The organism is Actinokineospora xionganensis (genome assembly GCF_014323725.1).
Taxonomy (GTDB): Bacteria; Actinomycetota; Actinomycetes; order Mycobacteriales; family Pseudonocardiaceae; genus Actinokineospora; species Actinokineospora xionganensis.
Window position 1 is genome coordinate 367,803 of record NZ_JABVED010000001.1, and the last position, 22,266, is coordinate 390,068.

Annotated in this window: 19 protein-coding genes; 17 read left to right on the forward strand and 2 right to left on the reverse strand. The window is 70.3% G+C overall.

Annotated features, from left to right (window positions below):
* Window positions 1–18: 18 nt before the first annotated feature.
* Entirely contained in the window at window positions 19–405 is a 387-nt protein-coding gene (locus GPZ80_RS01740) for a hypothetical protein (RefSeq protein ID WP_187217953.1), read from the reverse strand.
* A 180-nt stretch (window positions 406–585) separates the two neighbouring features.
* Here GPZ80_RS01740 and GPZ80_RS01745 point away from each other — a divergent pair, with 180 nt between their 5' ends.
* From GPZ80_RS01745 to GPZ80_RS01755, 3 genes are all read left to right on the forward strand, one after another.
* Complete coding sequence (locus GPZ80_RS01745; protein ID WP_187217954.1) at window positions 586–810, forward strand: hypothetical protein; 225 nt, start codon at window positions 586–588, stop codon at window positions 808–810.
* A gap of 61 nt (window positions 811–871) precedes the next feature.
* Window positions 872–1,705 carry a universal stress protein gene (locus GPZ80_RS01750; protein ID WP_187217955.1) on the forward strand — a complete coding sequence of 278 codons (834 nt, stop codon included), beginning with the start codon at window positions 872–874 and terminating at the stop codon, window positions 1,703–1,705.
* A complete protein-coding gene (locus GPZ80_RS01755; RefSeq protein WP_187217956.1) occupies window positions 1,705–4,416 on the forward strand; it encodes a cation-transporting P-type ATPase in 2,712 nt (903 codons plus the stop codon). The genes GPZ80_RS01750 and GPZ80_RS01755 overlap by 1 nt, the downstream gene beginning before the upstream one ends.
* A 90-nt stretch (window positions 4,417–4,506) precedes the next feature.
* Here the strand turns inward: GPZ80_RS01755 and GPZ80_RS01760 are convergent, their stop codons facing one another.
* Window positions 4,507–5,082 (reverse strand): TetR/AcrR family transcriptional regulator, encoded by a 576-nt coding sequence (locus tag GPZ80_RS01760; protein WP_187217957.1) that lies wholly within the window; start codon window positions 5,080–5,082, stop codon window positions 4,507–4,509.
* 231 nt (window positions 5,083–5,313) lie between these two features.
* On the opposite strand from GPZ80_RS01760, the gene GPZ80_RS01765 reads away from it, so the two are divergent.
* The 14 genes from GPZ80_RS01765 to narI all read left to right on the forward strand — a co-directional run bounded on the left by GPZ80_RS01765 (window position 5,314) and on the right by narI (window position 22,260).
* Complete coding sequence (locus GPZ80_RS01765) at window positions 5,314–6,009, forward strand: hypothetical protein (RefSeq protein ID WP_187217958.1); 696 nt, start codon at window positions 5,314–5,316, stop codon at window positions 6,007–6,009.
* A gap of 130 nt (window positions 6,010–6,139) precedes the next feature.
* Window positions 6,140–6,475 (forward strand): ArsR/SmtB family transcription factor, encoded by a 336-nt coding sequence (locus GPZ80_RS01770; protein WP_187217959.1) that lies wholly within the window; start codon window positions 6,140–6,142, stop codon window positions 6,473–6,475.
* 72 nt (window positions 6,476–6,547) lie between these two features.
* A complete protein-coding gene (locus tag GPZ80_RS01775) occupies window positions 6,548–7,030 on the forward strand; it encodes an NADH-quinone oxidoreductase subunit B family protein (RefSeq protein ID WP_187217960.1) in 483 nt (160 codons plus the stop codon).
* The gene (locus GPZ80_RS01780; protein WP_187217961.1) at window positions 7,027–9,039 is read left to right on the forward strand and encodes a proton-conducting transporter transmembrane domain-containing protein; all 2,013 of its coding nucleotides are present in this window, start codon (window positions 7,027–7,029) and stop codon (window positions 9,037–9,039) included. The genes GPZ80_RS01775 and GPZ80_RS01780 overlap by 4 nt, the downstream gene beginning before the upstream one ends.
* Window positions 9,036–9,983, forward strand: a complete 948-nt coding sequence (locus GPZ80_RS01785) for a respiratory chain complex I subunit 1 family protein (RefSeq protein WP_187217962.1) — start codon at window positions 9,036–9,038, stop codon at window positions 9,981–9,983. Before GPZ80_RS01780 ends, GPZ80_RS01785 begins: the two co-directional genes overlap by 4 nt.
* Before the next feature lie 11 nt (window positions 9,984–9,994).
* Window positions 9,995–10,651 carry a hypothetical protein gene (locus tag GPZ80_RS01790; RefSeq protein WP_187217963.1) on the forward strand — a complete coding sequence of 219 codons (657 nt, stop codon included), beginning with the start codon at window positions 9,995–9,997 and terminating at the stop codon, window positions 10,649–10,651.
* Window positions 10,651–12,165 (forward strand): proton-conducting transporter transmembrane domain-containing protein, encoded by a 1,515-nt coding sequence (locus tag GPZ80_RS01795; RefSeq protein ID WP_187217964.1) that lies wholly within the window; start codon window positions 10,651–10,653, stop codon window positions 12,163–12,165. Before GPZ80_RS01790 ends, GPZ80_RS01795 begins: the two co-directional genes overlap by 1 nt.
* On the forward strand, window positions 12,162–13,655 hold the full coding sequence (locus GPZ80_RS01800) for a hydrogenase large subunit (RefSeq protein ID WP_187217965.1): 1,494 nt from the start codon (window positions 12,162–12,164) through the stop codon (window positions 13,653–13,655). The genes GPZ80_RS01795 and GPZ80_RS01800 overlap by 4 nt, the downstream gene beginning before the upstream one ends.
* Before the next feature lie 95 nt (window positions 13,656–13,750).
* Window positions 13,751–13,951, forward strand: a complete 201-nt coding sequence (locus tag GPZ80_RS01805) for a hypothetical protein (RefSeq protein ID WP_187217966.1) — start codon at window positions 13,751–13,753, stop codon at window positions 13,949–13,951.
* A gap of 250 nt (window positions 13,952–14,201) precedes the next feature.
* Complete coding sequence (locus GPZ80_RS01810) at window positions 14,202–15,362, forward strand: nitrate/nitrite transporter (protein ID WP_222718820.1); 1,161 nt, start codon at window positions 14,202–14,204, stop codon at window positions 15,360–15,362.
* 106 nt (window positions 15,363–15,468) lie between these two features.
* The gene (locus tag GPZ80_RS01815; RefSeq protein WP_187217968.1) at window positions 15,469–19,170 is read left to right on the forward strand and encodes a nitrate reductase subunit alpha; all 3,702 of its coding nucleotides are present in this window, start codon (window positions 15,469–15,471) and stop codon (window positions 19,168–19,170) included.
* Window positions 19,170–20,864, forward strand: coding sequence for a nitrate reductase subunit beta (gene narH, locus GPZ80_RS01820; RefSeq protein WP_187217969.1), 1,695 nt, complete (start codon window positions 19,170–19,172; stop codon window positions 20,862–20,864). Before GPZ80_RS01815 ends, narH begins: the two co-directional genes overlap by 1 nt.
* Window positions 20,861–21,502, forward strand: a complete 642-nt coding sequence (gene narJ, locus GPZ80_RS01825; RefSeq protein ID WP_187217970.1) for a nitrate reductase molybdenum cofactor assembly chaperone — start codon at window positions 20,861–20,863, stop codon at window positions 21,500–21,502. The genes narH and narJ overlap by 4 nt, the downstream gene beginning before the upstream one ends.
* The gene (gene narI / locus GPZ80_RS01830; protein ID WP_187217971.1) at window positions 21,499–22,260 is read left to right on the forward strand and encodes a respiratory nitrate reductase subunit gamma; all 762 of its coding nucleotides are present in this window, start codon (window positions 21,499–21,501) and stop codon (window positions 22,258–22,260) included. The genes narJ and narI overlap by 4 nt, the downstream gene beginning before the upstream one ends.
* The last annotated feature ends 6 nt before the right edge of the window (window positions 22,261–22,266 follow it).

Genomic DNA, 22,266 nt, shown 5'->3' on the forward strand with positions numbered 1-22,266 from the left:
GGGACCATCGCGGTCGGCCTAGCGCTCCGATTCGACCCGATCCGCCGGTTCCGTCGAGGGGAGCGTGGAACGGCGCCCGGAGATGTGGCGGAACGTGGTGGTGAGCCAGAGGGTGATCACGGTCAACATGAACAGCCCCAGTGACCATTCGGCGGAGACCACCAGCGTCAGCACGCCGCTGATCATCGCGAGCACGCCAAGCACCAGCCGCGCCACGGGCATGTGCCCATCGGTGACCCTCGCACCCACCACACACGCGGTGAGACCGAGGGCCAGACCCACCACGGCCATGCCGCGCGCATCACGCACGAACAACAGGGATCCGGTGTTCTGGTACCACGTGTACGAGACCACGATCACGGCCACGAGCGCCGAGCTCGCTCCATCGCGCCAGGTGACGGCCATCGCCCACCTCCGGGGTTCACGCCGACTCTGCACCGCCGCCAAGAGGTCGGGCAGGGACTTGCGTCCCGGCTTGCGGTGACCGAAGCCATCTCACCGGTCTTGTCGCCCACGCCGTAGGTCCCGCCACCTCGGGACCTACGGCCACGGTGGACGATCACGATCCCGCCTAGCGTCGGTGCCATGGCTCTCCTCAGCAGGTCGCGGCGCGCGGTGGCCGCGGTGGCCGCACTCCGACCACACCGCGGCGACCACCGGCGGCTGAGCGTGCGGTGTCCGCGCAGCCATCACGTCGCAGCCGTCTACGACACGTCGGCCGGTGCCGTCTGCATCGCGACCACCGGCCCGCATGCCCACGGCTCCAAGGATTTCGTCGACGCCGGACAACGCACCCTGCGAGTGGGCTGACGCGGGTCCATCTCGGGCCCGACGACTCGCCGCTTCGTGTCTACTCAGGATGGTGATTGACATGGCTCCGACAGCTCACCGCGTCATTGTCGGGATCGACGGCTCACCCGCGGCCGCGGCGGCGCTCGCCTGGGCCGCACGCGAAGCCCGGCTGCGCGGTGCGGAACTCGTCGCGTGGACGATCGTCGACCATCGTGGCCTTCCCGCGACGGAGTTCTTCTCCAAAGAGGCAACCGGCGGGTATCCGGTGACGATTCGCCGTGGGCGCGGGGACGCCGCCACCGCCTTGGCAGCCGCCGCACGCGGCGCGGACCTCCTGGTGGTCGGATCACGCTCTCGCGGCTCGGTCGCGGGTCTGCTGCTGGGTTCAGTCAGCCGCACGTGTCTCGCGCACGCACCCTGCCCCGTCGTCGTGGTACACCCCGACCGGCCCGGAACCACTGTCCACGGCCGGGTTGTCGTGGGCGTCGACATGTCCGAACATTCCCACCAAGCGCTGCGGGTGGCGGCTCAGGAGGCCCGGTTTCGTGGCGCCGCGCTGGAAGTTGTCCACGCGGTGCATTGGGATCACCTCGGCACGGAAATGCTCACGCCGACGGTCGAGCAGCTCATCGACTGGGGCCACCGCCTCATCGCCGCGGAGTTCGTCGCGACCGGTGTGGAGGGCATCCCGGTCGTCGTGCACGGCCATGCCGCCGAGGTGCTGGTGCGTCACAGTGCCGACGCCGACTTGCTCGTGCTGGGCACGCGTGGACGCGGCCAGGTGGCCGACCTGCTTCTTGGCTCCACCAGCGCGCACTGCGCCCGCCACGCGCACTGTCCGGTCATGATCGTCGGTTGCACCGGTGACGCGCCACAGCGGGCGCCCGCCCACGCCCACGGGATGGGAACCTGATGACCAGTGTCGCCTCGCCGCCGGCGTCGGCGGCACATCACGAACTGGCCGCCCACGAAGTGGTGCTGCTGCTGGAAACCGACGCCCACCGCGGCCTGAGCGCCCACGAAGCGCACGCGCGGCTGAACCGGTTCGGGCCGAACACCCTGCCCGCCACCGCGGGCGTCGGGCTGTTGGTGCGCGTCCTGCGGCAGTTCCACCACCCGCTGATCTACGTCCTGCTCGCCGCGGGCGCGATCACCGCCGGGCTGGGTGAGTACGTCGACTCCGCGGTGATCTTCGGCGTGGTCCTGGTCAACGCGCTCGTCGGCTTCATCCAGGAATACAAGGCCGAGGCGGCATTGGACAGCCTGCGGTCGATGGCGCGCACGCAGGCCAAAGTCGTCCGCGACGGCCACGAGCGGATCGTGCCGTCGGACGACCTTGTTCCCGGCGACCTGGTGCGGCTTGAAGCGGGTGACAGGGTTCCCGCAGACCTGCGCCTGGTCCGGTCGACCGAGCTGCGCGTGGACGAGTCCGCGTTGACCGGGGAATCCCTGGCGGTGCGCAAGGACGAGGTCGTGCTGTCGAGGGCGACCCCGGTGGCCGACCGCCGCAACATGACCTACTCCGGCACCCTGGTGACCACCGGCGGGGGACTCGGGATCACGGTCGCGACCGGGGCCGAGACCGAACTCGGCGAGATACACCGGCTGGTCGGCGCCGCGGAGACCCTGGCGACACCGCTGACGCGAAAGCTCGCCCACTTCAGCAAGATCCTGACGGTGGGCATCCTTGCCCTGGCCGCGATCACCTTCGCCGTCGGCCTGATGCGCGGGCAGGACGCGGTGGCGACGTTCACCGCCGCGATCGCGCTCGCGGTGGGCGCGATCCCCGAGGGCCTGCCCGCCGCGGTGACCATAACCCTGGCCATCGGTGTGGCCCGGATGGCGCGGCGACGCGCGGTGATCCGACGGCTGCCCGCGGTGGAGACCCTGGGCAGCACCACTGTCATCTGCACGGACAAGACCGGCACACTCACCGAGAACCAAATGACGGTGCGCATCGTGTGGACCCCCGGCGGTCGGTGTGAGGTGACCGGCTCCGGCTACGCCCCGGAAGGAACGCTGAACGACCACACCGGCGCCCGCGCGACCGAGGACCAGTCGCTGCGCTGGTCGCTGTTGGCGGGCGCCGCCTGCAACGACGCCGCCCTCGCCGAACGGGGCGGACGTTGGGAGGTCGTCGGCGATCCCACCGAGGGCGCGATGCTGGTCGTCGCCGCCAAAGCCGGACTCGGCCCCGAGCGAGTCACGCACCTCGTGCCACGAGTCAAGACCATCCCGTTCAGCTCCGACCGCCGGTACATGGCCACTCTGCACCGCGACACCGACACCGCGGGCCACGTGGTGCTGGCCAAGGGCGCCGTCGAGCGGATGCTCGACCTGTCCGGCGCACAGATGGGCCCTGACGGCGCCATCCAGCCGCTCCAGCGTGACAGGGTGCTGCGCGCCGCCGAGGAACTCGCGGCACGGGGCCTGCGGGTGCTCGCCACGGCGATGCGCACCGTGGGCGGCCCGGAGGACTTCGCCGACGAAGCGGTGCCGGGAAGTCTGGTCCTGACCGGGTTGCAGGCCATGCTCGACCCACCCCGGGCCGCCGCGAAAGCCGCGGTCGCCGCCTGCCACACGGCGGGCATCGCGGTCAAGATGATCACCGGTGACCACGCCGCGACGGCCACCGCCATCGCCTGCGAGGTCGGACTGCTCGACGGCCGCGACCCAGGCGAGGGCGTCGTGCTGACCGGCGCCGACCTGGCCGCGATACCGGCCGAGGATTTCCCGGAGGCCGCGGACCGCGCGAGTGTGTTCGCCAGGGTGTCCCCGGAGCAGAAGCTCCGCCTTGTCGAGGCGCTGCAAGCCCGCGGCCACGTGGTGGCCATGACGGGCGACGGGGTCAACGACGCCCCCGCCCTGCGCCAGGCGGGTATCGGCGTGGCGATGGGCGAGACCGGCACCGAGGTGGCCAAGGACGCCGCGGACATGGTGCTCACCGATGACGACTTCGCCACCATCGAAGCCGCGGTCGAGGAAGGCCGCGGCGTATTCGACAACCTCACGAAGTTCATCACCTGGACCCTGCCGACGAACATCGGTGAGGGCTTGGTCATCCTCGCCGCGATCGTGTTCGGCACGGCCCTGCCGATCCTGCCCACCCAGATCCTGTGGATCAACATGACCACCGCGGTCGCGATGGGGCTGATGCTCGCGTTCGAGCCGAAGGAACCGGCCATCATGACCCGGCCGCCCCGCGACCCTGATCAGCCGCTGCTCACCGGCGGGCTGATAGCGCGGATCATGCTGGTGTCGACCCTGTTGGTCGCGGGCTCGTGGTGGCTGTTCGAATGGGAACTCGCCCACGGCGCGACCCTGGCCGAGTCCCGCACCGCGGCGATGAACCTGTTCGTCGTGGTGGAGGCGTTCTACCTGTTCAGCTGCCGCTCACTGACGCGCTCGGCTTGGCGGATCGGGTTGTTCACCAACCGGTGGATCATCGTCGGTGTCTCCGTCCAGGCGATCGGGCAACTCGCCATCACCTACCTGCCCGCCATGAACACCCTGTTCGGCACCGCACCCATCGGTGGACCGGCCTGGCTGCGCATCCTGGCCATCGCCGCGGCGGCGAGCCTCGTGGTCGCGGCCGACAAGTGGCTGCGGCGGCCGCGGTCATAGGTTCCGACCGACACGAAGCCGGAGGACTCACCGCCGCGGCGACACCGGCGCGCCTGCCACTATCCGGTGCGGCTCGGGCCGTTTCCGACCTCAGCGGGGCCGCAGACCGGCGTCGATGGTCGCGGTGGCGGCGGTGTGGAACATGCGGTCCACCGTCTCGACGGGCAGGGTGAGGCCGCCTTCGATCCAGAGCCGGATCGAGGTGAGAAGCATGCAGGCGACCAGGGCGGCCAGCAGCGCGGGCGGAATCGACGGGGTGACGTCGTCGCCGAGGCGGGCGGTGAGGCGGGCGGTGAGCGTGGCCGCGATGTGCTCCTGCATCGCGGTGAGGAAGACCGCGAGCCCGCGGTCCTTGGCCAGGATGGCGTAGAGGTCGGCCTCGTCGCCGAGGTGACGCAGCAGCGCCGCTGTCGGGTACGGGCAGGCGATGTCCGGCTCGCCTGCCTCCTCGTCGAGACCGGCCAGCATTCGGTGGACGCCGTCGACCAGCAGGTCGTCCTTGTCGGTGAAGTGCGCGTAGAAGGTGGAGCGGCCGACATCGGCCTCGTCGACGATGTCCTGCACCGTGATCGCGTGGTATCGCTTGCGGCGCAGCAGATCCATCAGCGCGCGCATGAGCAGCTGCTGAGTCCGCCGCGAACGGCGGTCTGTCTTGGCCTGTCGCATCGAACCTCCGACGCTGGACACTTTCCCGCTTCTGTCCGGTAGCGCACTACACCGGCGATCTGTGGATTGACCTGCGCGTTTGCCGCCAAGAATACTCGAATATGAGACAAGCGTCCATTACCGGACGATCGTCCCGAATTCACCGGCGCGCATGACACGGAGGACATTGTGGACAGTGGCGGGACAAGGACTGTGGACCGCGTGGTGCGAGCGGTCGGCGGAGTATCGCTGGTGCTTGGGCCCTTGGGGCTGGCGATCGGCTGGGCGCTCAACTACCGCGGCGTCGGCGACTTCTTCACCTTCGACCTCAGTTCGCCCTACACCGGCTCGGGCAAGTCCTCGTCGGCCGAGCAGTTCCTGGCGACGATCACCGGCGCGGACGGGGGATTCCGGTACCTGCTCCTGCCGCACTACTTCATCTACGCGGCCATGCCCGTCATCATCGCCGCGGTGCTGTATCTCGCCTTCCTTCTCTACCGGGCGGCGCCGTGGCGGGCCGTGATCGGGGCCGCGCTGACCACCATCGGCGCGGTGTACTTCGTCGGCGTTCTCGGTGCCTGGCTGTCCTTCCCGGTCGTCGGCTCGGTCTCCCCCGACGAGATCGCCGATCTCGGCCCGGTGGTGCGCGCGCTGACCACGGTGCAAGGCGTGCTCCTGGTGTCCACCGGGTTGTCCGTGCTGGTCTTCGTCGGACTGATCGTCCTGGCCTCGGCGCTCACCCGCGGCGGCCTTCTGTCGCGGTGGTCCGCCATCGCCGTCATCACCGGAAACGCCCTCATTCTCGCCTTCGCCGGAACCGAGAACTGGATGACGATCGGCGCGCTGGTCACCGCGACGGGCTTCCTGCCGCTGACCGTGCGGACGCTGCGGGGAAACCCGGCCATCTCGCCCCGACGAGTGAGTGACACCACGACCCCCATCGCTTGATGACTTGCTAAGATTGGCAATTGAAGAAGCATGATGACAGGGTGTCGCCGCATCGTCATGGGCTCGGGCCAGGGAGGATCGCGGCCATGACGACAACGCGGCATTCGCCTGCCGGCGAGGAGGGGTGCTCATGAGCAAGCCCCTCTACGCGCTGAAAGCGGAGTTCTTCAAGACGCTGGGCCACCCCGTTCGCATCCGGGTGCTCGAGCTGCTCAGCGAGCGCGAGCACGCGGTGGCGGAGATGCTGCCGGAGATGGGCATCGAGCCGTCGAACCTGTCGCAGCAGCTCGCCGTGCTGCGCCGGGCCGGGCTGGTGACCACGCGCAAAGAAGGATCGACCGTCTATTACTCGCTGACCAGCCCGCATGTGGCCGAGCTGTTGGCCGTCGCACGCAAAATCCTGACCGGTGTCCTTTCCGGACAAATGGAGCTACTGGAGGACCTGCGCACGGCGCGGGGTTCATGAGCCGCGACCATCCCCGCTGATCCTTGGCTCGCCCGCCCGGCGGGGGTGGTCGCACCCTGACGAGGAGTGCCGATGCTGGGTCTTTGGCGCAAGATCCGCCGAACCGGGCGGATCGCCGAGCCCGCGCCGCCTGCCCCTGGTGACCGGGTCGAGGCGGCGGCGGGGCTGGGCGGCTCCGTGCAGATCCGGCATGTCGACGCCGGGTCATGCAATGGCTGCGAGGTGGAGATCGGTTCGGCGTTCGGGCCGGTCCACGACGCGGAGCGCTACGGCGCGCGGCTGGTGGCCTCGCCCCGGCACGCCGACGCGCTGCTGGTCACCGGTGTGGTGACCCGCAACATGGCAGAGCCGCTGCGCCGCACCTTCGAGGCCGTCCCGGCCCCGAAGCTGGTGGTCGCCGTGGGCGACTGCGCCCGCGACTGCGGTGTCTTCGCCGGCGCGTACGGGGTGGTCGGGCCGGTGTCCGATGTCGTCCCGGTGGACCTTGAGATCGCCGGGTGCCCACCGCGGCCGGAGGCGATCGTCGAGGGGTTGCGGAAGCTGACCGGCAGATGAACCTGGCCGCTTCGAGTTTCGGCGCCGCCGTGTCCATCGGCGCGCTCACCGCGATCATCGGCGCGCTCGCCACCGCGCGGAGCCGGTCGACCCTGGTCGGTATCGGCACCGCGACGACTGGGGTGGCCGCGCTCCTGGCCGGGGGAGCCGCGCTCACCGGTGAGTCGTTTTCCCTTGCCGCGCCGGGCTTGCTGCCACTGTCGGGGGTGTCGCTCACGCTGGACGCGTTGGGCGCGCTGTTCGTCGCGGTCACCGGCGGCGTCGCCGTCGCCTGCGGTGTGTATGGCGTCTCCTACGCCCGCCACGGCCTCGATTCCCGCTTGGTGCAGGCGGTCTTTCCCTTGTTCGTGGTGGCGATGCTGCTGGTCCCGGTCGCGTCCTCGGTGGGCACGCTGCTGGTCTTCTGGGAACTTATGGCGCTGACCTCGCTGCTGCTGGTGCTCGCCGAGCACCGCCGCCGACCGGCGGTGGCCTCGGCCGCCCGCTGGTACGCGGTGATGACCCACCTCGGCTTCGTCACCATCCTCAGTGGACTGCTCGTGTTCGCCGCGCACGCCCCGGGCGACGACTTCGCGGCCCTGCGCGAAGCGGAGGTCTCGCCCTCGGTCGCCGCACTGGTGTTCCTGCTGACCCTGGCCGGGTTCGCGTCGAAGGCGGGAATCCTGCCGCTGCACGCCTGGCTGCCGCGCGCGCACCCGGAGGCCCCGAGCCATGTCTCGGCGCTGATGTCCGCGGCGATGGTCAACCTCGGTGTCTACGGGATCGTGCGGGTCGGGTTCGACCTGCTCGGCGGCGGTCCGCGCTGGTGGTGGCTGCTGGTCCTGGCGCTGGGCGCGGTGTCGGCGGTGTACGGGATCCTGCAGGCCGCGATGAGCACCGATCTCAAGCGGCTGTTGGGTTTCTCCACGACGGAGAACCTGGGGCTGGTGCTCATCGGGGTCGGCGCCGCCGGGCTGTTCGCTGCCTTCGGCGACCGGGTCCTCAGCGGGTTGGCGCTGGCCGCCGCGCTGCTGCACGTGCTCAACCACGCGGCGTTCAAGTCGTTGCTGTTCCTCGCGGCGGGCTCGGTGCTGCACGCCACCGGTACGCGCGACCTCGACGAACTCGGGGGCCTGCGCGCGGGGATGCCGGTGACCACGGCGGCGTTCGGCTGGGGTGCTCTGGCCGCTTCGGCGCTGCCGCCGGGGACCGCGTTCGTCTCGGAGTGGCTGCTGCTGCAGGCGCTGATCCACGGGTTGCCCGCCGATGGCGGAGCCGACGCGATCGTGATGCCGGTGGCGGTCGCCGCCGTCGCGCTGACCGCGGGCCTGGCGGTGGCGACGTTCGTCAAGGCGTTCGGTGTCGGTTTCCTCGCGAAGCCGCGCGGTGAGGCGGCGGCGCGGGCCCATGAGAGCCCGCCGACCATGCTCGCCGGGATGGGGCTGGCGGGTCTGGCCTGCGCGGTGCTCGCCTTGGCGCCGACGCTGGTCCTGCCCGCGGTGGGTGCGGCCTCCGGTGTCGCGCTGGGTGGTGAGGCGTCCGCCGTGACCGGGACGGTCACGATTCGTCTCGCGGGCGTCGCCGGATCGCTGTCACCGCTGATGATCACCCTGGGTCTCCTGGTGGCGGCGGTGGTGTCGCTGGGTGTGCTTCGCGCGGTCGCCGCGCGGCGGGCGCGCCGGACCGCGCGGCTGTGGGACTGCGGCGGCGGTCCCCTCTCCGCGCGGATGGAATACACGGCGACGTCGTTCGCCGAGCCGCTGCAACGGGTGTTCGACGATGTTCTGGCGCCCGAGCAGGACGTGGACGTGGACCACTTCGAGGAGTCGCGGTACCTGGTGCGCGCGGTGGCCTACCGGCGGGCGGTGCCCGACCGGGTCGAGCGCAGGCTCTACCAACCGGTGCTCGCCGCGGTGGCCGCGTGGGGCCGGGCGGGCACGCGGTTGGCGACCGGCAGCGTGCACCGCTACCTCGGCTACGGCTTCTACACGCTGTGCGGTCTGCTGATCCTGCTGGCGGTGACCAGATGACCCTCCTGGGCCTGATCGGCGGGGTGATCCAGCCGGTCCTGATCGTCGGCGGCGCTCCGCTGCTGGTCGGCGTGCTGCGGCAGGTGCGGGCCCGACTGGAGGGGCGCGTCGGGCCGGGCGTGCTGCAGCCGTGGCGCGACCTGCGCAAACTGGTCGGCAAGGAGGCGATCACCCCGCGGGGCACCAGCGAGCTGTTCCGGGTCGCGCCACTGGTCCTGGTGGCCACCACCCTGGTGGTCGCGGTGGTCGCGCCCTTCGTCACGACCGCGTCCGCGGCCGATCCCGTGGCCGACCTGTTCGCCGTGGTCGCCCTGCTCGCCCTGGGCACGGCCGTCCTCGCGCTGGCCGCGATCGACACCGGCACCGCGTTCGGCGGGATGGGCGCCAGCCGGGAGATGACCATCCTCGCACTGGTCGAGCCGACCTTGCTGGTGGCGATCTTCGCCCTGTCGGTTCCGGTCGGGTCGACCAGCCTGGCCGCGATCGTGTCCTCGACCCTGAACGATCCCGCGCGGGTCGTCTCGCCGGTGAGCCTGCTCGCCGCGGTGGCACTGGTCGTGGTGATCGTCGCGGAGACCGGGCGGCTGCCGGTCGACAACCCGGCCACGCACCTGGAGCTGACGATGGTGCACGAGGCGATGACCCTCGAGTACGCCGGTCCGGACCTGGCGCTCGTCGAGCTGGCCTCGGCCATGCGACTGACGGTGTTCCTCGGCCTGTTCGCGAACCTGTTCGCCCCCTGGGGGATCGCGACCTCGGCCGCGCCGCTCGCGCTGCTGGTCGGGGTCCTCGCGCTGGTGGTCAAGATCGCGGTCCTCGGGGCGCTGCTCGCCGCCGCGGAGGTTTTCCTCGCGAAGCTGCGCCTGTTCCGCGTCCCGGAGCTGCTCGCCGGGTCCTTCCTGCTGTCCCTGCTGGCCGTCTCGGCGTCGTTCTTCCTGGCCTGAAAGGAGAATCGGTGAACGAGACCCTGTTCACGCAACTGGTGGACCTCACCGCGGGCGCGATGCTGCTGACCGCCGTGCTGATCCTCTGGCGGCGCGAACTCGCCGTGATCGTGCGCGTCTTCGCGTTGCAGGGCCTCGCGTTGGCCGGGTTGGTCGCCGTCCTCGCCGCGCACGAGGACTCCGGTGAGCTGTGGGCGATCGCGGTCGGGATCGGCGTGCTGCGCGCGGGCGTGCTGCCGTACCTGCTGCGCCGGGCCCTGGCGGTCGCGGCGCGGCGGGAGACCGCGCCACTGGTCAACGTGGCCGCCTCGCTGCTGGCCGCCGCCGTGCTGATGATGCTGGCCTACGTCGTGTCCGCGCCGCTGGTCTCGCTGGCTCCCTCACCAGCCACCCGGGCGATCCCAGTCGGTGTGGCCGTGGTGCTGATCGGGTTCTTCGTGCTCGTGACCCGCCGCCGCGCGCTCTCGCAGGTCGTCGGGTTCCTGCTGCTCGACAACGGGATCACCGCGGTCGGGTTCCTCACCACCGCGGGCATCGACCTTGCCGTCGAGATCGGCGTGTCACTCGACGTGCTGCTCGCCGTGCTCGTCCTGCAGCTGCTGACCACCCGCATGCGGGAGGCCTTCGGCGACACCGACCTCGACGGCCTGCGGGAGTTGCGTGATTGATGATGATCCTCACCCCGATCCTCGTACCGCTACTCGCCGCGCTGGTCTTCGCCCTGGCCGGGTGGCGCCGCTCCACGGTGTGGCTTGGCGTGGGGAGTGCCGCGGCCATGCTCAGCCTGGGTGTCGTGGCAGCCATGTCCGTGGTGACCACCGGCCCCCACGACGCCGGTCCGCTGCGAATCGACGCGCTCTCGGCGTTCATGCTCATCGTGATCGGCGCGGTCGCGCTCATCGCCGCTGTCGCCACCCCCGCCCACCTGCGCGCCGAGATCACCGCCGGGCGGGACACCGCGCGTACCGCGACCCGGCACAGCGTGCTGGTTCACCTGTTCCTCGCCGCGATGGCGATGGCCGTGCTCGCCGCCGACCTCGGCCTGCTGTGGGTCGCGATCGAGGCCACCACCATCGTCACGGCCTTCCTCGTCGGGCAGCGCCGAAGCCGGGCCGGTGTCGAGGCCGCCTGGAAGTACGTGGTGATCTGCTCGACCGGGATCGCGCTGGCCCTGTTGGGCATCATCGTGCTCAACCACGCCGCCCGCCACGCCGCGGGCGGGCCACTCAGTCTTGACCTCGCCGAACTCGGCGCCGCGGCGGCGGGCCTGGACGGCGACGTCACCCGGATCGCCGTGGTCCTGCTGATCATCGGATTCGGAACGAAAGCGGGCCTCGCCCCGCTGCACGCGTGGCTGCCCGACGCGCACTCCCAGGCGCCCGCCCCCGTGTCCGCGCTGATGTCCGGGGTGCTGCTCTCGGTCGCGGGCTACGCGATCCTTCGAGTCAAGGTGATCTCCGACGTCGCACTCGGCGCGGGCTTCGCCCGTGCCCTCCTCGCGGTGATGGCCATCGCCTCGCTGGCCGTCGCCGCCTCACTGCTGCTCGCGCAGCGCGATTACAAACGGCTGCTCGCGTACTCCAGCATGGAGCACATGGCACTGGTCGCCCTTGGCGCGGCGATCGGCACTCCGCTCGCGCTGGCCGCGGTGCTGCTGCACATCCTCGGCCACGGCCTGGTGAAGGCGTCGCTGTTCGTCGGCGCGGGCCGGATCCTGCAAGTCACCGGAACCAGCCGCATCGCGGCGCAAGCCCAGCCGGTGACCGCGAATCCGGGGTCGGTCGGTCTGCTGGTCGTCGACGGGGTGCGCGGACTGGCCGCCCGGCAGCCGCTGCTCGCCGGTGGGTTCGGGTTCGGTGTGCTGGCGCTGATCGGGTTCCCGCCGTTCAGCGTCTTCGCCAGCGAACTGGGCATCGTCCGCGCCGGATTCGCCGCGGGCCTGGGCTGGGCCACCGCCGCCGCGCTCGTGCTCGTCCTGGTGATCGCCGCCGCTCTGGTGTCGCACACCAGCCGCATGCTGCTCGGCGAACCCCCCGACACGACCGACACCTCGAGTCTGCCCGCGACCACCGCGGTCGCGATCGGCGCGGCCCTGCTCGCGTGCGCGCTGATCGGGATCGCCACCGGCCCGCTCACCACCCTGATCGACCTGGCCGCCGACACCGCCATGGGAGTCCGATGAGCACCCCGGTCGGCGAGCGCCGCACCGCCCGCACCATCACCCCGGAGGAACTCCCGGGGCTGGCGGAGGCACTGCTGGGCCAAGGATTCCGGGTCGCCCTGGTCGCGGGCCACGACGACACCGACCGGCTGCGCGCGGTCTACCTGTTCACCGCGCCGCGCCCGGACCGGCGCGTCGAACTGCACGTCCCGCTCGACCGCGACCACCCGCACGTGCCCAGCCTGGCGGGGCTGTCGTTCGCCGCGGGCCGCTTCGAGCGGGAGATGCGCGACCTGTTCGGCATCGTCGCCGACGACCACCCGCTGCCGCGTCGCCTGGTCCGGCACTTCCACTGGCCCGCGGGCTGGTACCCGATGCTCGCCGACGCCGGTGACCCGCCGGGCTTCGGCGACGTCGACGGGCCGTACCCCTTCCGAACGGTCGAAGGTCCCGGTGTGTTCGAGATCCCTGTCGGCCCGGTGCACGCGGGCATGATCGGGCCGGGGCACTTCCGGTTCTCCGTGGTGGGGGAGACCATCCTCAACCTCAAGGCCCGCCTCTGGTTTGTCCACAGAGGACTGGAGAAGCTGTTCCACGGCCGCACGCCGGAGCGGGGTGTCGAGTTGGCCGAGCGGATCAGCGGCGACACCTCGGTCGGGCACACCCTGGCGTTCTGCCTCGCCGTCGAGGACGCCCGCGGCGACGCGGTGTCCGCCGCCACGCAACGGATCCGGGGTGTGCTGCTGGAACTGGAGCGGTTGTACAACCACGTCACCGACCTGGGCGCGCTGTGCAACGATGTCGGCCACGGCATCCTCAACGTCCACGCCCAGCGGGTGCGCGAGCGGCTGCTGCGGATCAACGACGAGGTGACCGGTCATCGCCTGCTGCGTGGCGCGATTCGCCCCGGCGGGGCGCGGGTGCGGGCCCTGCCCGACCCGACGGCGCTGGCCGCCGTCGGCGCCGACATGGCTGAGATCGCCACCCTGGCCCTGGATCACAGCGTGGTGCGCGACCGGTTCACCGGCACCGCCCCGCTCACCCGCGAGCAGGCCGCCGACCTCGGCACGCTCGGCTACGTCGCCCGAGCCTGCGGACTGACCGTCGACGCCCGGCACGACCACCCGTTCCTGCCGGGCGAGTCCAACCGTGTCGAGCACGCCCACACCGATGGCGATGTCCTGTCCCGTTTCCTGGTCCGAGCGGAGGAGATCACCACCTCGATCGCGATGATCGCCGCTCTCGCCGACGCGATCGGCGGGCCGACCGCCGAGTCGGCGTCGAGCGGTGGCGCGGGCCGTTCGGGAGTGGGCATCGTGGAGGGCTGGCGGGGAACCATCGTGCACCGGGTCGAAATCGCCGCCGACGGCACGCTGTCGCGGGTGAAGGTCGCCGACCCGAGCTTCTTCAACTGGCCCGCGCTGCCGGTCGCGCTGGCGGACACGATCGTCCCGGACTTCCCGCTGGTCAACAAGAGTTTCAACCTGTCCTACGCGGGCAACGACCTGTAGTAGGCAGTGGGCATCATCGCACCGAAAACACTTGCAAAGTTCTTCAAATATGAAGATGATGGAATCTCCCCGTTCGGAAAGTGGAGGCGACGAGCATGTTCAGATCGACTCTGCGGGGCCGCGTCGACGATGTGGCCCTGGCGATCGCCGACGCCCAGCGCGGCGGCCACGACTACGCCGCGCACCTCTACCAGGCGCGGCTGGAGGACCTGCTGGACATCGCCGCCCGCAACGACATCGACACCGACGGCTGGATCGATCCCGCCGTGCTGGAACCCGTCGTCTACGGAGACTGACCGCGCGCGCACGACCGGCCACCGTCCGAATGGGACTGGGACGTTAGTCCCTGCGGTTCTGGTTCGTTGATCTCTACTCGTCCGTCGCGGCGCCTCGCATCCTGGACACACCAGAGTGCGACGACGAGTCGGGACGACGATGACCACGACGAACCACAGGACGAACCACAGGCCGACCGGGGTCCACGCCGAAGGCGTGCCGGTGCCACCGACCCCGGGAAGTCCTCCGACGACCACTCGGCGGATGTGGATGCTCGCCCTCGCCACCCTGGGTTTCGCCCTGAACTTCTGGGCTTGGGCGCTGCTGAGCCCGCTGGGTCCGCTGTTCAAGGACTCGCTCGGCTTGAGTGCCTTCCAACAGGCGTTGCTCGTGGCGGTTCCGGTGATAGTCGGCTCGGTGGGGCGCATCCCAGTCGGGGCGTTGACCGACCGGTTCGGCGGCAGGGTGATGTTCCCGCTCGTGTCTGCGGCGACGATCGTGCCGGTGCTGTTCCTTGGGCTGGCCGGGCACACCTCGCTGGGCGGACTGCTCGTCGGCGGGTTCTTCCTGGGGATCTCGGGCACCTCGTTCGCGGTCGGGGTGCCGTTCGTCAACGCCTGGTTCCCACCCGAGCGGCGCGGGCTGGCGATCGGTGTGTTCGGCGCGGGCATGGGCGGCACCGCGATCAGCGCCCTGACCACCGTCAAACTGGTGGACGGAGGCGGACTCAAGACCCCCTTCCTGGTGACGGCCGTGGTGCTGGCGATCTACGCGGTGGCGGCGGCGCTGCTGCTGCGCGACGCCCCGGGACGGGTGGTGCCGACCCAGTCGATGCTCCGCCGCCTGGCCGACACCGTCCGGTTGCCGATCACCTGGCAGGCCTCGGTGCTCTACGCCGTCGCGTTCGGTGGGTTCGTGGCGTTCTCCGTGTACCTGCCCGCCTACCTCAAGACCGCCTACGCACTGACCCAGGCCGACGCGGCCAACCGGATGGCCGGGTTCGTGCTGCTCGCGGTGCTGATGCGGCCGGTCGGCGGTTGGCTGTCCGACCGGTTCGGCCCGGTGCGGGTCCTCACGTCCGGCCTGGCCGTGGTGACTGTGGGCGCGGCCGTGCAGGCGTTCACCCCGCCGCTCATGCCGCTGGGGACCGTGGCGTTGCTGTCCATGGCCGCCGCGCTCGGCGCGGGCAGCGGAGCGGTGTTCGCGCTGGTCGCCCTGCTCGCCCCGCCGAACAAGGTCGGCTCGGTCACCGGGGTCGTCGGGGCCGCGGGCGGGCTGGGCGGATTCGTCCCACCGCTGTTGATGGGCGCGCTGTACGGCGCGTTCGGCTCCTACGCGCTCGGGCTGGCCGCACTGGCTGTGGTCGCCCTCGCCACCCTGGTGTTCACCTCGACCGCGGTCCGGCGGGCCGTGCTCGCGCACGATCAGTGACCGGGCTTGCGCCTGGTCGGTGATCTGCGAACCGCCCGCAACGCCACTAGGGTCGTAATGGCCCTGTGGACTCAGCCTTGACTGTGACCGCCAGAGGAGCCTGCTCGTGAGCACTGAAACCGACCCCCGTTCCCAAGTCGCGGGTCTGGACACCGAACTGACCGAGGCCCTGGTGCGCACGCGCCGGTTCTTCAGTCGCGCGGAAGTGTCCCCGGATCTTCGCACGCTCCACCAGATCGGTGGCAGGCAGGCCGACGAGTTCTACCGGGACCGGTGGAGCCACGACAAGGTCGTGCGCTCCACCCACGGGGTGAACTGCACCGGGTCGTGCTCGTGGAAGGTCTACGTCAAGGACGGGATCATCACCTGGGAGTCCCAGCAGACCGACTACCCGTCGGTCGGCCCGGACAGCCCCGAGTACGAGCCGCGTGGGTGTCCGAGAGGTGCCGCGTTCTCCTGGTACACGTATTCGCCCACCAGGGTCCGCTACCCGTACGTCCGCGGCGTCCTGCTCGAGATGTACCGGGAAGCCAAAGCCCGCACCGGAGACCCGGTGCTCGCCTGGGCCGACGTCGTCGAGGACCCGGAGCGGGCCCGCCGCTACAAGGCCGCCCGCGGCAAGGGCGGGCTGGTCCGGTCGAGTTGGGACGAGGCGACGGAGATGATCGCCGCCGCGCACGTGCACACGATCAAGCGCTACGGACCCGACCGGATCGCCGGGTTCTCCCCGATCCCGGCCATGTCGATGGTCTCGCACGCCTCCGGCGCCCGGTTCGTCTCGCTGCTCGGCGGGACGATGCTGTCCTTCTACGACTGGTACGCCGACCTTCCGGTGGCCTCGCCGCAGGTGTTCGGCGACCAGACCGACGTGCCCGAGTCCGGCGACTGGTGGGACGCCGGATACCTGATCATGTGGGGCTCGAACGTGCCGGTGACCCGCACCCCGGACGCGCACTGGATGGCCGAGGCTCGCTACCGCGGCCAGAAAGTGATCGCCGTCGCGCCGGACTACGCCGACAACGTCAAGTTCGCCGACGAGTGGCTGCCCGCCCGGCCGGGCACCGACGGCGCGCTGGCCATGTCCATGGGCCACGTCATCCTGCGCGAGTTCTTCGTCGACCGTCAGGTGCCGTACTTCACCGACTACGTCAAGCGCTACACCGACCTGCCGTTCCTGGTCCGGCTCGACGAGCACGGCGACGCCCACCGGCCGGGGAAGTTCCTCACCGCCGCCGACCTCGCCGGTCATGCCGATCAGGACAACGCGGCGTTCAAGACCGTGCTGCTCGACTCGGCCACCGGCGACCCGGTCGTGCCCGGCGGCTCCCTGGGCTTCCGTTACGGCGAGCAGGGAATGGGGCGGTGGAACCTCGACCTCGGCGACGTCGACCCACTGCTGTCGGTCCACGGCGGCGAGTCGGTCCTCGTGGACCTGCCACGCTTCGACGCCCCGGCCGGCTCGGCGGCCGTGCTGCGCCGGGGAGTGCCCGCGCGCAGGGTCGGGGAACACCTGGTCACGACAGTCTTCGACCTCCTGCTCGCCCAGTACGGCGTGCGCCGCGACGACCTGCCCGGGGTGTGGCCCAGCGGGTATCACGACGCCGGGCAGCCCTACACGCCGGCGTGGCAGGAGGCCATCACCGGTGTCCCGGCACAGGCCGCGGCTCGGATCGCACGGGAGTTCGCGGCCAACGCCGAGGAGTCCCGCGGCCGGTCGATGATCATCATGGGGGCCGGGACGAACCACTGGTTCCACTCCGACACCATCTACCGGTCGTTCCTGGCGCTGACCACGCTGACCGGCTGCCAGGGCGTCAACGGCGGCGGCTGGGCCCATTACGTGGGTCAGGAGAAGTGCCGCCCGATCACCGGCTGGTCCCAGCTCGCGTTCGGACTGGACTGGTCGCGACCGCCGCGGCAGATGATCCAGACCGCCTACTGGTACCTGCACACCGACCAGTTCCGCTACGACCGCTTCGGCGCCGACACCCTCGCAGCCGCCACGGCGGGCGGGCAGCTGGCGGGCAAGACCACCGCCGACGTGATCGCCCAGTCCGCCCGGATGGGCTGGATGCCGTCCTACCCGACCTTCGACCGCAACCCCCTGGACCTGGCCGACGACGCCGAACGGGCCGGTGCCCCCATCGGTGAGCACGTGGCGGGCGAGTTGAAGGCCGGGCGGCTGCGGTTCGCCTGTGAGGACCCGGACTCCCGGGAGAACTTCCCCCGGGTGCTCACCGTCTGGCGGGCGAACCTGCTCGGGTCCTCGGCCAAGGGCAACGAGTACTTCCTCAAACACCTGCTGGGCGCGGACAACTCGCTGCGCGCCGAGGAGACCCCACCCGAGTCGCGCCCGAAGGACATCGTGTGGCACGACGAGGCGCCGGTCGGCAAGCTGGACTTGCTGCTGTCACTGGACTTCCGCATGACCAGCACCACCGTCTTCTCCGACGTCGTGCTGCCCGCGGCGACCTGGTACGAGAAACACGACCTCAACACCACCGACATGCACCCGTTCGTGCACTCGTTCAACCCCGCGATCGCCCCGCCGTGGCAGACCCGCACCGACTGGGCCGCCTTCCAGGCCGTCGCCGAGGCCTTCAGCAGACTCGCCGAGACACACCTCGGGACGCGCAAGGACGTTGTCGCCACCCCGCTGCTGCACGACACCCCCGACGAAATGGCCAACCCCCACGGTGTGGTGCGCGACTGGAAAGCGGGGGAGTGCGAGCCAGTCCCCGGTGTGACGATGCCGAGACTGACGGTCGTGGAGCGCGACTACACCGCGATCGCGGCGAAGATGGGCGCGCTCGGCCCGCTGGCCGACTCGCTCGGCGCGACCACCAAGGGCGTCACCTTCCGGGTCGAGCGGGAGGTCGAGTACCTCAAGCACAAGAACGGCGCGATCCGGGGCGGACCCGCTGACGGCCGCCCGTCGCTGGTGCGCGACGTGCACGCCTGCGAGGCGATCCTCGCCCTGTCCGGCACCACCAACGGCCACCTCGCCACCCAGGGCTTCCGCACCCTCGAACAACGCACCGGGACGCAGCTGGCGGACTTGGCCGCCGAACACGAGGGCAAGCAGATCACCTTCGCCGACACCCAGTCCGCGCCGGTCCCGGTGATCACCTCACCGGAGTGGTCGGGCTCGGAGACCGGCGGCAGGCGGTACTCGCCGTTCACGATCAACGTCGAGCGGCTCAAGCCCTGGCACACCCTCACCGGCAGGCAGCACTTCTTCCTCGACCACGACTGGATATCCGAACTCGGCGAGAACCTGCCGGTCTTCCGGCCGCCGCTGGACATGACCGCGCTGTTCGACGAGCCACGCATCGGCGAGCAGGGTCCGCTCGGGATCACCGTGCGGTACCTGACGCCGCACTCGAAGTGGTCCATCCACTCCGAGTACCAGGACAACCTGTTCATGCTCAGCCTCTCGCGCGGCGGGCCGACGATCTGGATGTCCACACTGGACGCGGTGAAGATCGGGGTGGCGGACAACGACTGGATCGAGGCGGTCAACCGCAACGGCATCGTGGTCGCCCGCGCCGTGGTCTCCCACCGCATGCCCGAGGGCACCGTCTACATGCACCACGCGCAGGACCGGCTGATCGATGTGCCGCGCAGCGAGACCAACGGCAAACGCGGGGGCATCCACAACTCGCTGACCCGGTTGATGATCAAACCGTCCCACCTGATCGGCGGGTACGCGCAACTCAGCTTCGCGTTCAACTATCTCGGGCCGACCGGGAACCAGCGCGACGAGATCACCGTGATCCGGCGCCGGAGCCAGGAGGTCGAGTACTGATGCGCGTCATGGCCCAGATGGCGATGGTGATGAACCTCGACAAGTGCATCGGCTGCCACACCTGCTCGGTGACCTGCAAGCAGGCGTGGACCAACCGCTCCGGTGTCGAGTACGTGTGGTTCAACAACGTCGAGACCCGCCCCGGACAAGGGTATCCACGCGGCTATGAGGACCAGGAGCGCTGGCGCGGCGGGTGGGAGCTCGGCAAGCGCGGCAGGCTCAGGCTCAAGGGCGGCGGCAGGCTGCGCAAGCTGCTGACCATCTTCAGCAACCCGAAGCTGCCCGCCCTCGACGACTACTACGAACCCTGGACCTACGACTACGACAACCTCATCAGCGCCCCCGCGCAGCAGCACACCCCGGTCGCCCGGCCGATATCGCTGATCAGCGGGGAACCCACGAAGATCACCTGGTCGGCGAACTGGGACGACAACCTCGGCGGCGCGTCCGAGAACGGGCACAAGGACCCGATGCTCAAAGGCATCGCCGACAAGGTCAAGTTCGAGTTCGAGCAGACCTTCATGTTCTACCTGCCGCGGATCTGCGAGCACTGCCTCAACCCCTCGTGCGCCGCTTCGTGCCCCTCGGGCGCTATCTACAAGCGCAGCGAGGACGGCATCGTGCTGGTCGACCAGGACCGGTGCCGGGGCTGGCGGATGTGCGTGTCGGGTTGCCCGTACAAGAAGGTCTACTTCAACCACCGCACCGGCAAAGCGGAGAAGTGCACCTTCTGCTTCCCCCGCATCGAGGTCGGACTCCCGACCGTGTGCGCCGAGACGTGCGTGGGCCGCCTGCGCTACATCGGCCTGATCCTCTACGACGCGGACAAAGTCCTGGAGGCCGCGTCCACACCGGACGAGACCGGCCTCTACGAGGCGCAGCGCCAGGTCTTCCTCGATCCGAACGACCCCGCGGTGATCCGCGAGGCCGAACGGGCGGGAATCCAACGCGACTGGATCGAGGCCGCCCAGCGGTCCCCGATCTACTCCCTGATCAACACCTACCGCGTGGCGCTGCCGTTGCACCCGGAATACCGCACCATGCCGATGGTCTGGTACATCCCGCCGCTGTCGCCGGTCGTGGACATCGTGCGCGACACCGGCCACGACGCCGAGGACCACGGGAACCTGTTCGCCGCGATCGAGGCGTTGCGCATCCCGGTCGAGTACCTGGCGCAACTGTTCACCGCGGGCGACGTCGAGCCGGTCAACGCGGTGCTGCGCAGGCTCGCGGCCATGCGTTCCTACATGCGCGACATCAACCTCGGCCGCGAACCCCAGGAGGCGATCGCGGCGAAGGTCGGCATGACCGGCGAGCAGATCTACGACATGTTCCGCCTGCTCGCGCTGGCCAAATACGACGAGCGCTACGTCATCCCGCCCGCCCACGCCGAACAGGCCCACGGGCTGGAGGAACTGGCCACCGAGTGCAGCCTCGACTACGAGGGCGGCCCCGGCATGGGCGGCTCCGGGCCGTTCGGCGAGAGCTCCGGCGGCGCATCGCCGATCGCGGTGGAGAACTTCCGCATGCTGCGCGACCGGCAGACCAGCGACACCATGGCCGCGCCCGAGGACAAGGGCAGCCGGGTCAACCTGCTCAACTGGGACGGCAAGGGCCGCCCGGAAGGACTGTTCCCACCGATGGACGAGCCCGGCGGCGGCGACCCGGCCGCGGAAGTGGACCCGAAACCATGACCTTCTCCGAAGCCGACTGCGCCACCGCGTGGCAAACCCAGTCCCTTCTCATGAGCTATCCCGACGACGAACTCGTCGACCGGCTTGCGCTGCTGCGGGCCGCGACCGCGACGCTGCCCACAGCGTTGGCCGCACCACTGAACGCGTTCCTGGACCACGTGTCGGCCACACCGTTGATCGACCTGGCCGCGGACTACGTGGCCACGTTCGACCACCGCAAGCGGTTCAGCCCCTACCTCACCTACTTCGCCTACGGCGACACCCGCAAACGCGGCATGGCGCTGCTGCGGTTCAAACACGCCTACCGGGCCGCAGGCCTGGAACTCGGCGACAGCGAACTGCCCGACCACCTCGCGGTCGTGCTGGAGTTCGCCGCCACCGGCAACCCGGTCACCGGACCGCGGCTGATGATCGAACACCGCGCCGGGCTCGAACTGATCCGCATCGGCCTGCGCGAGACCGGCTCGCCCTGGGCGCACGTCCTGGAGTCGGTGACCGCGACCTTGCCGCCCTTGGGTAAACGCGAACACGAAGCCGTCGCCCGTCTGGCCGCCGAAGGGCCACCCGAGGAGGAAGTCGGCCTCGCGCCCTTCGCGCCGCCCGAGTACATGCCGCAGGCACAGGGAGGCGCCCGATGACCGCCGCTCAGGAAACCGGCGTCACGGCGCCGACCACGCTCGACATCATGCTGTGGGTCGTCGTGCCGTACGTGGCGATCGCGGTGTTCGTGGTCGGACACATCTGGCGCTACCGCTACGACAAGTTCGGCTGGACCACCCGCTCCTCCCAGCTCTACGAGAACCGGCTGCTGCGCCTGGGGAGTCCGCTGTTCCACTTCGGAATCCTGCTCGTCGCGCTCGGCCACGTCGGCGGGGTGCTCATCCCCAAGTCGTGGACCGAGGCCCTCGGGGTGAGCGAGAGCGCCTACCACGTCGTGGCCGTCGTTCTCGGTGTCCTGGCCGGGTTCTGCACGCTGGCCGGGGCGGCGATCCTGGTCTACCGGCGGCGCACCGTCGGCCCGGTGTTCTCCGCGACCACCCGCAACGACAAGGTCATGTACGTGCTGCTGGTCGGCACCATCGTGCTGGGCCTGGGCACCACCGTGCTGGGCAACCTGACCGACCACCCCCACGACTACCGGGAGACGGTCTCACCGTGGTTCCGCTCGATCTTCTACTTCCAGCCGGAGCCCATGCTGATGCGGGCCGCGCCGATCGGGTTCCAGCTGCACGCGCTCGCGGCGTGGGCCCTGTTCGCGTTCTGGCCCTTCAGCCGCCTGGTGCACGTGTTCTCCATGCCGCTGGGCTACCTGACCCGCCCCTACATCGTCTACCGCAGCCGTGACACCCAGCTCGGCAGCCGACCCCCTCGGCGCGGGTGGGAGCGCGTGCGATGACCAGGC

What these genes read in the sequence shown, in the direction of transcription:
- GPZ80_RS01795 (WP_187217964.1), top strand. Translation starts at nt 10,651, where the DNA reads ATGATGATCCTCACCCCGATCCTCGTACCGCTACTCGCCGCGCTGGTC.
- narH (WP_187217969.1), top strand. Translation starts at nt 19,170, where the DNA reads ATGCGCGTCATGGCCCAGATGGCGATGGTGATGAACCTCGACAAGTGC.
- GPZ80_RS01755 (WP_187217956.1), top strand. Translation starts at nt 1,705, where the DNA reads ATGACCAGTGTCGCCTCGCCGCCGGCGTCGGCGGCACATCACGAACTG.
- GPZ80_RS01805 (WP_187217966.1), top strand. Translation starts at nt 13,751, where the DNA reads ATGTTCAGATCGACTCTGCGGGGCCGCGTCGACGATGTGGCCCTGGCG.
- GPZ80_RS01780 (WP_187217961.1), top strand. Translation starts at nt 7,027, where the DNA reads ATGAACCTGGCCGCTTCGAGTTTCGGCGCCGCCGTGTCCATCGGCGCG.
- GPZ80_RS01775 (WP_187217960.1), top strand. Translation starts at nt 6,548, where the DNA reads ATGCTGGGTCTTTGGCGCAAGATCCGCCGAACCGGGCGGATCGCCGAG.
- GPZ80_RS01760 (WP_187217957.1), bottom strand. Translation starts at nt 5,082, where the DNA reads ATGCGACAGGCCAAGACAGACCGCCGTTCGCGGCGGACTCAGCAGCTG.
- GPZ80_RS01750 (WP_187217955.1), top strand. Translation starts at nt 872, where the DNA reads ATGGCTCCGACAGCTCACCGCGTCATTGTCGGGATCGACGGCTCACCC.
- GPZ80_RS01740 (WP_187217953.1), bottom strand. Translation starts at nt 405, where the DNA reads ATGGCCGTCACCTGGCGCGATGGAGCGAGCTCGGCGCTCGTGGCCGTG.
- narI (WP_187217971.1), top strand. Translation starts at nt 21,499, where the DNA reads ATGACCGCCGCTCAGGAAACCGGCGTCACGGCGCCGACCACGCTCGAC.
- GPZ80_RS01810 (WP_222718820.1), top strand. Translation starts at nt 14,202, where the DNA reads ATGCTCGCCCTCGCCACCCTGGGTTTCGCCCTGAACTTCTGGGCTTGG.
- narJ (WP_187217970.1), top strand. Translation starts at nt 20,861, where the DNA reads ATGACCTTCTCCGAAGCCGACTGCGCCACCGCGTGGCAAACCCAGTCC.
- GPZ80_RS01745 (WP_187217954.1), top strand. Translation starts at nt 586, where the DNA reads ATGGCTCTCCTCAGCAGGTCGCGGCGCGCGGTGGCCGCGGTGGCCGCA.
- GPZ80_RS01785 (WP_187217962.1), top strand. Translation starts at nt 9,036, where the DNA reads ATGACCCTCCTGGGCCTGATCGGCGGGGTGATCCAGCCGGTCCTGATC.
- GPZ80_RS01800 (WP_187217965.1), top strand. Translation starts at nt 12,162, where the DNA reads ATGAGCACCCCGGTCGGCGAGCGCCGCACCGCCCGCACCATCACCCCG.
- GPZ80_RS01770 (WP_187217959.1), top strand. Translation starts at nt 6,140, where the DNA reads ATGAGCAAGCCCCTCTACGCGCTGAAAGCGGAGTTCTTCAAGACGCTG.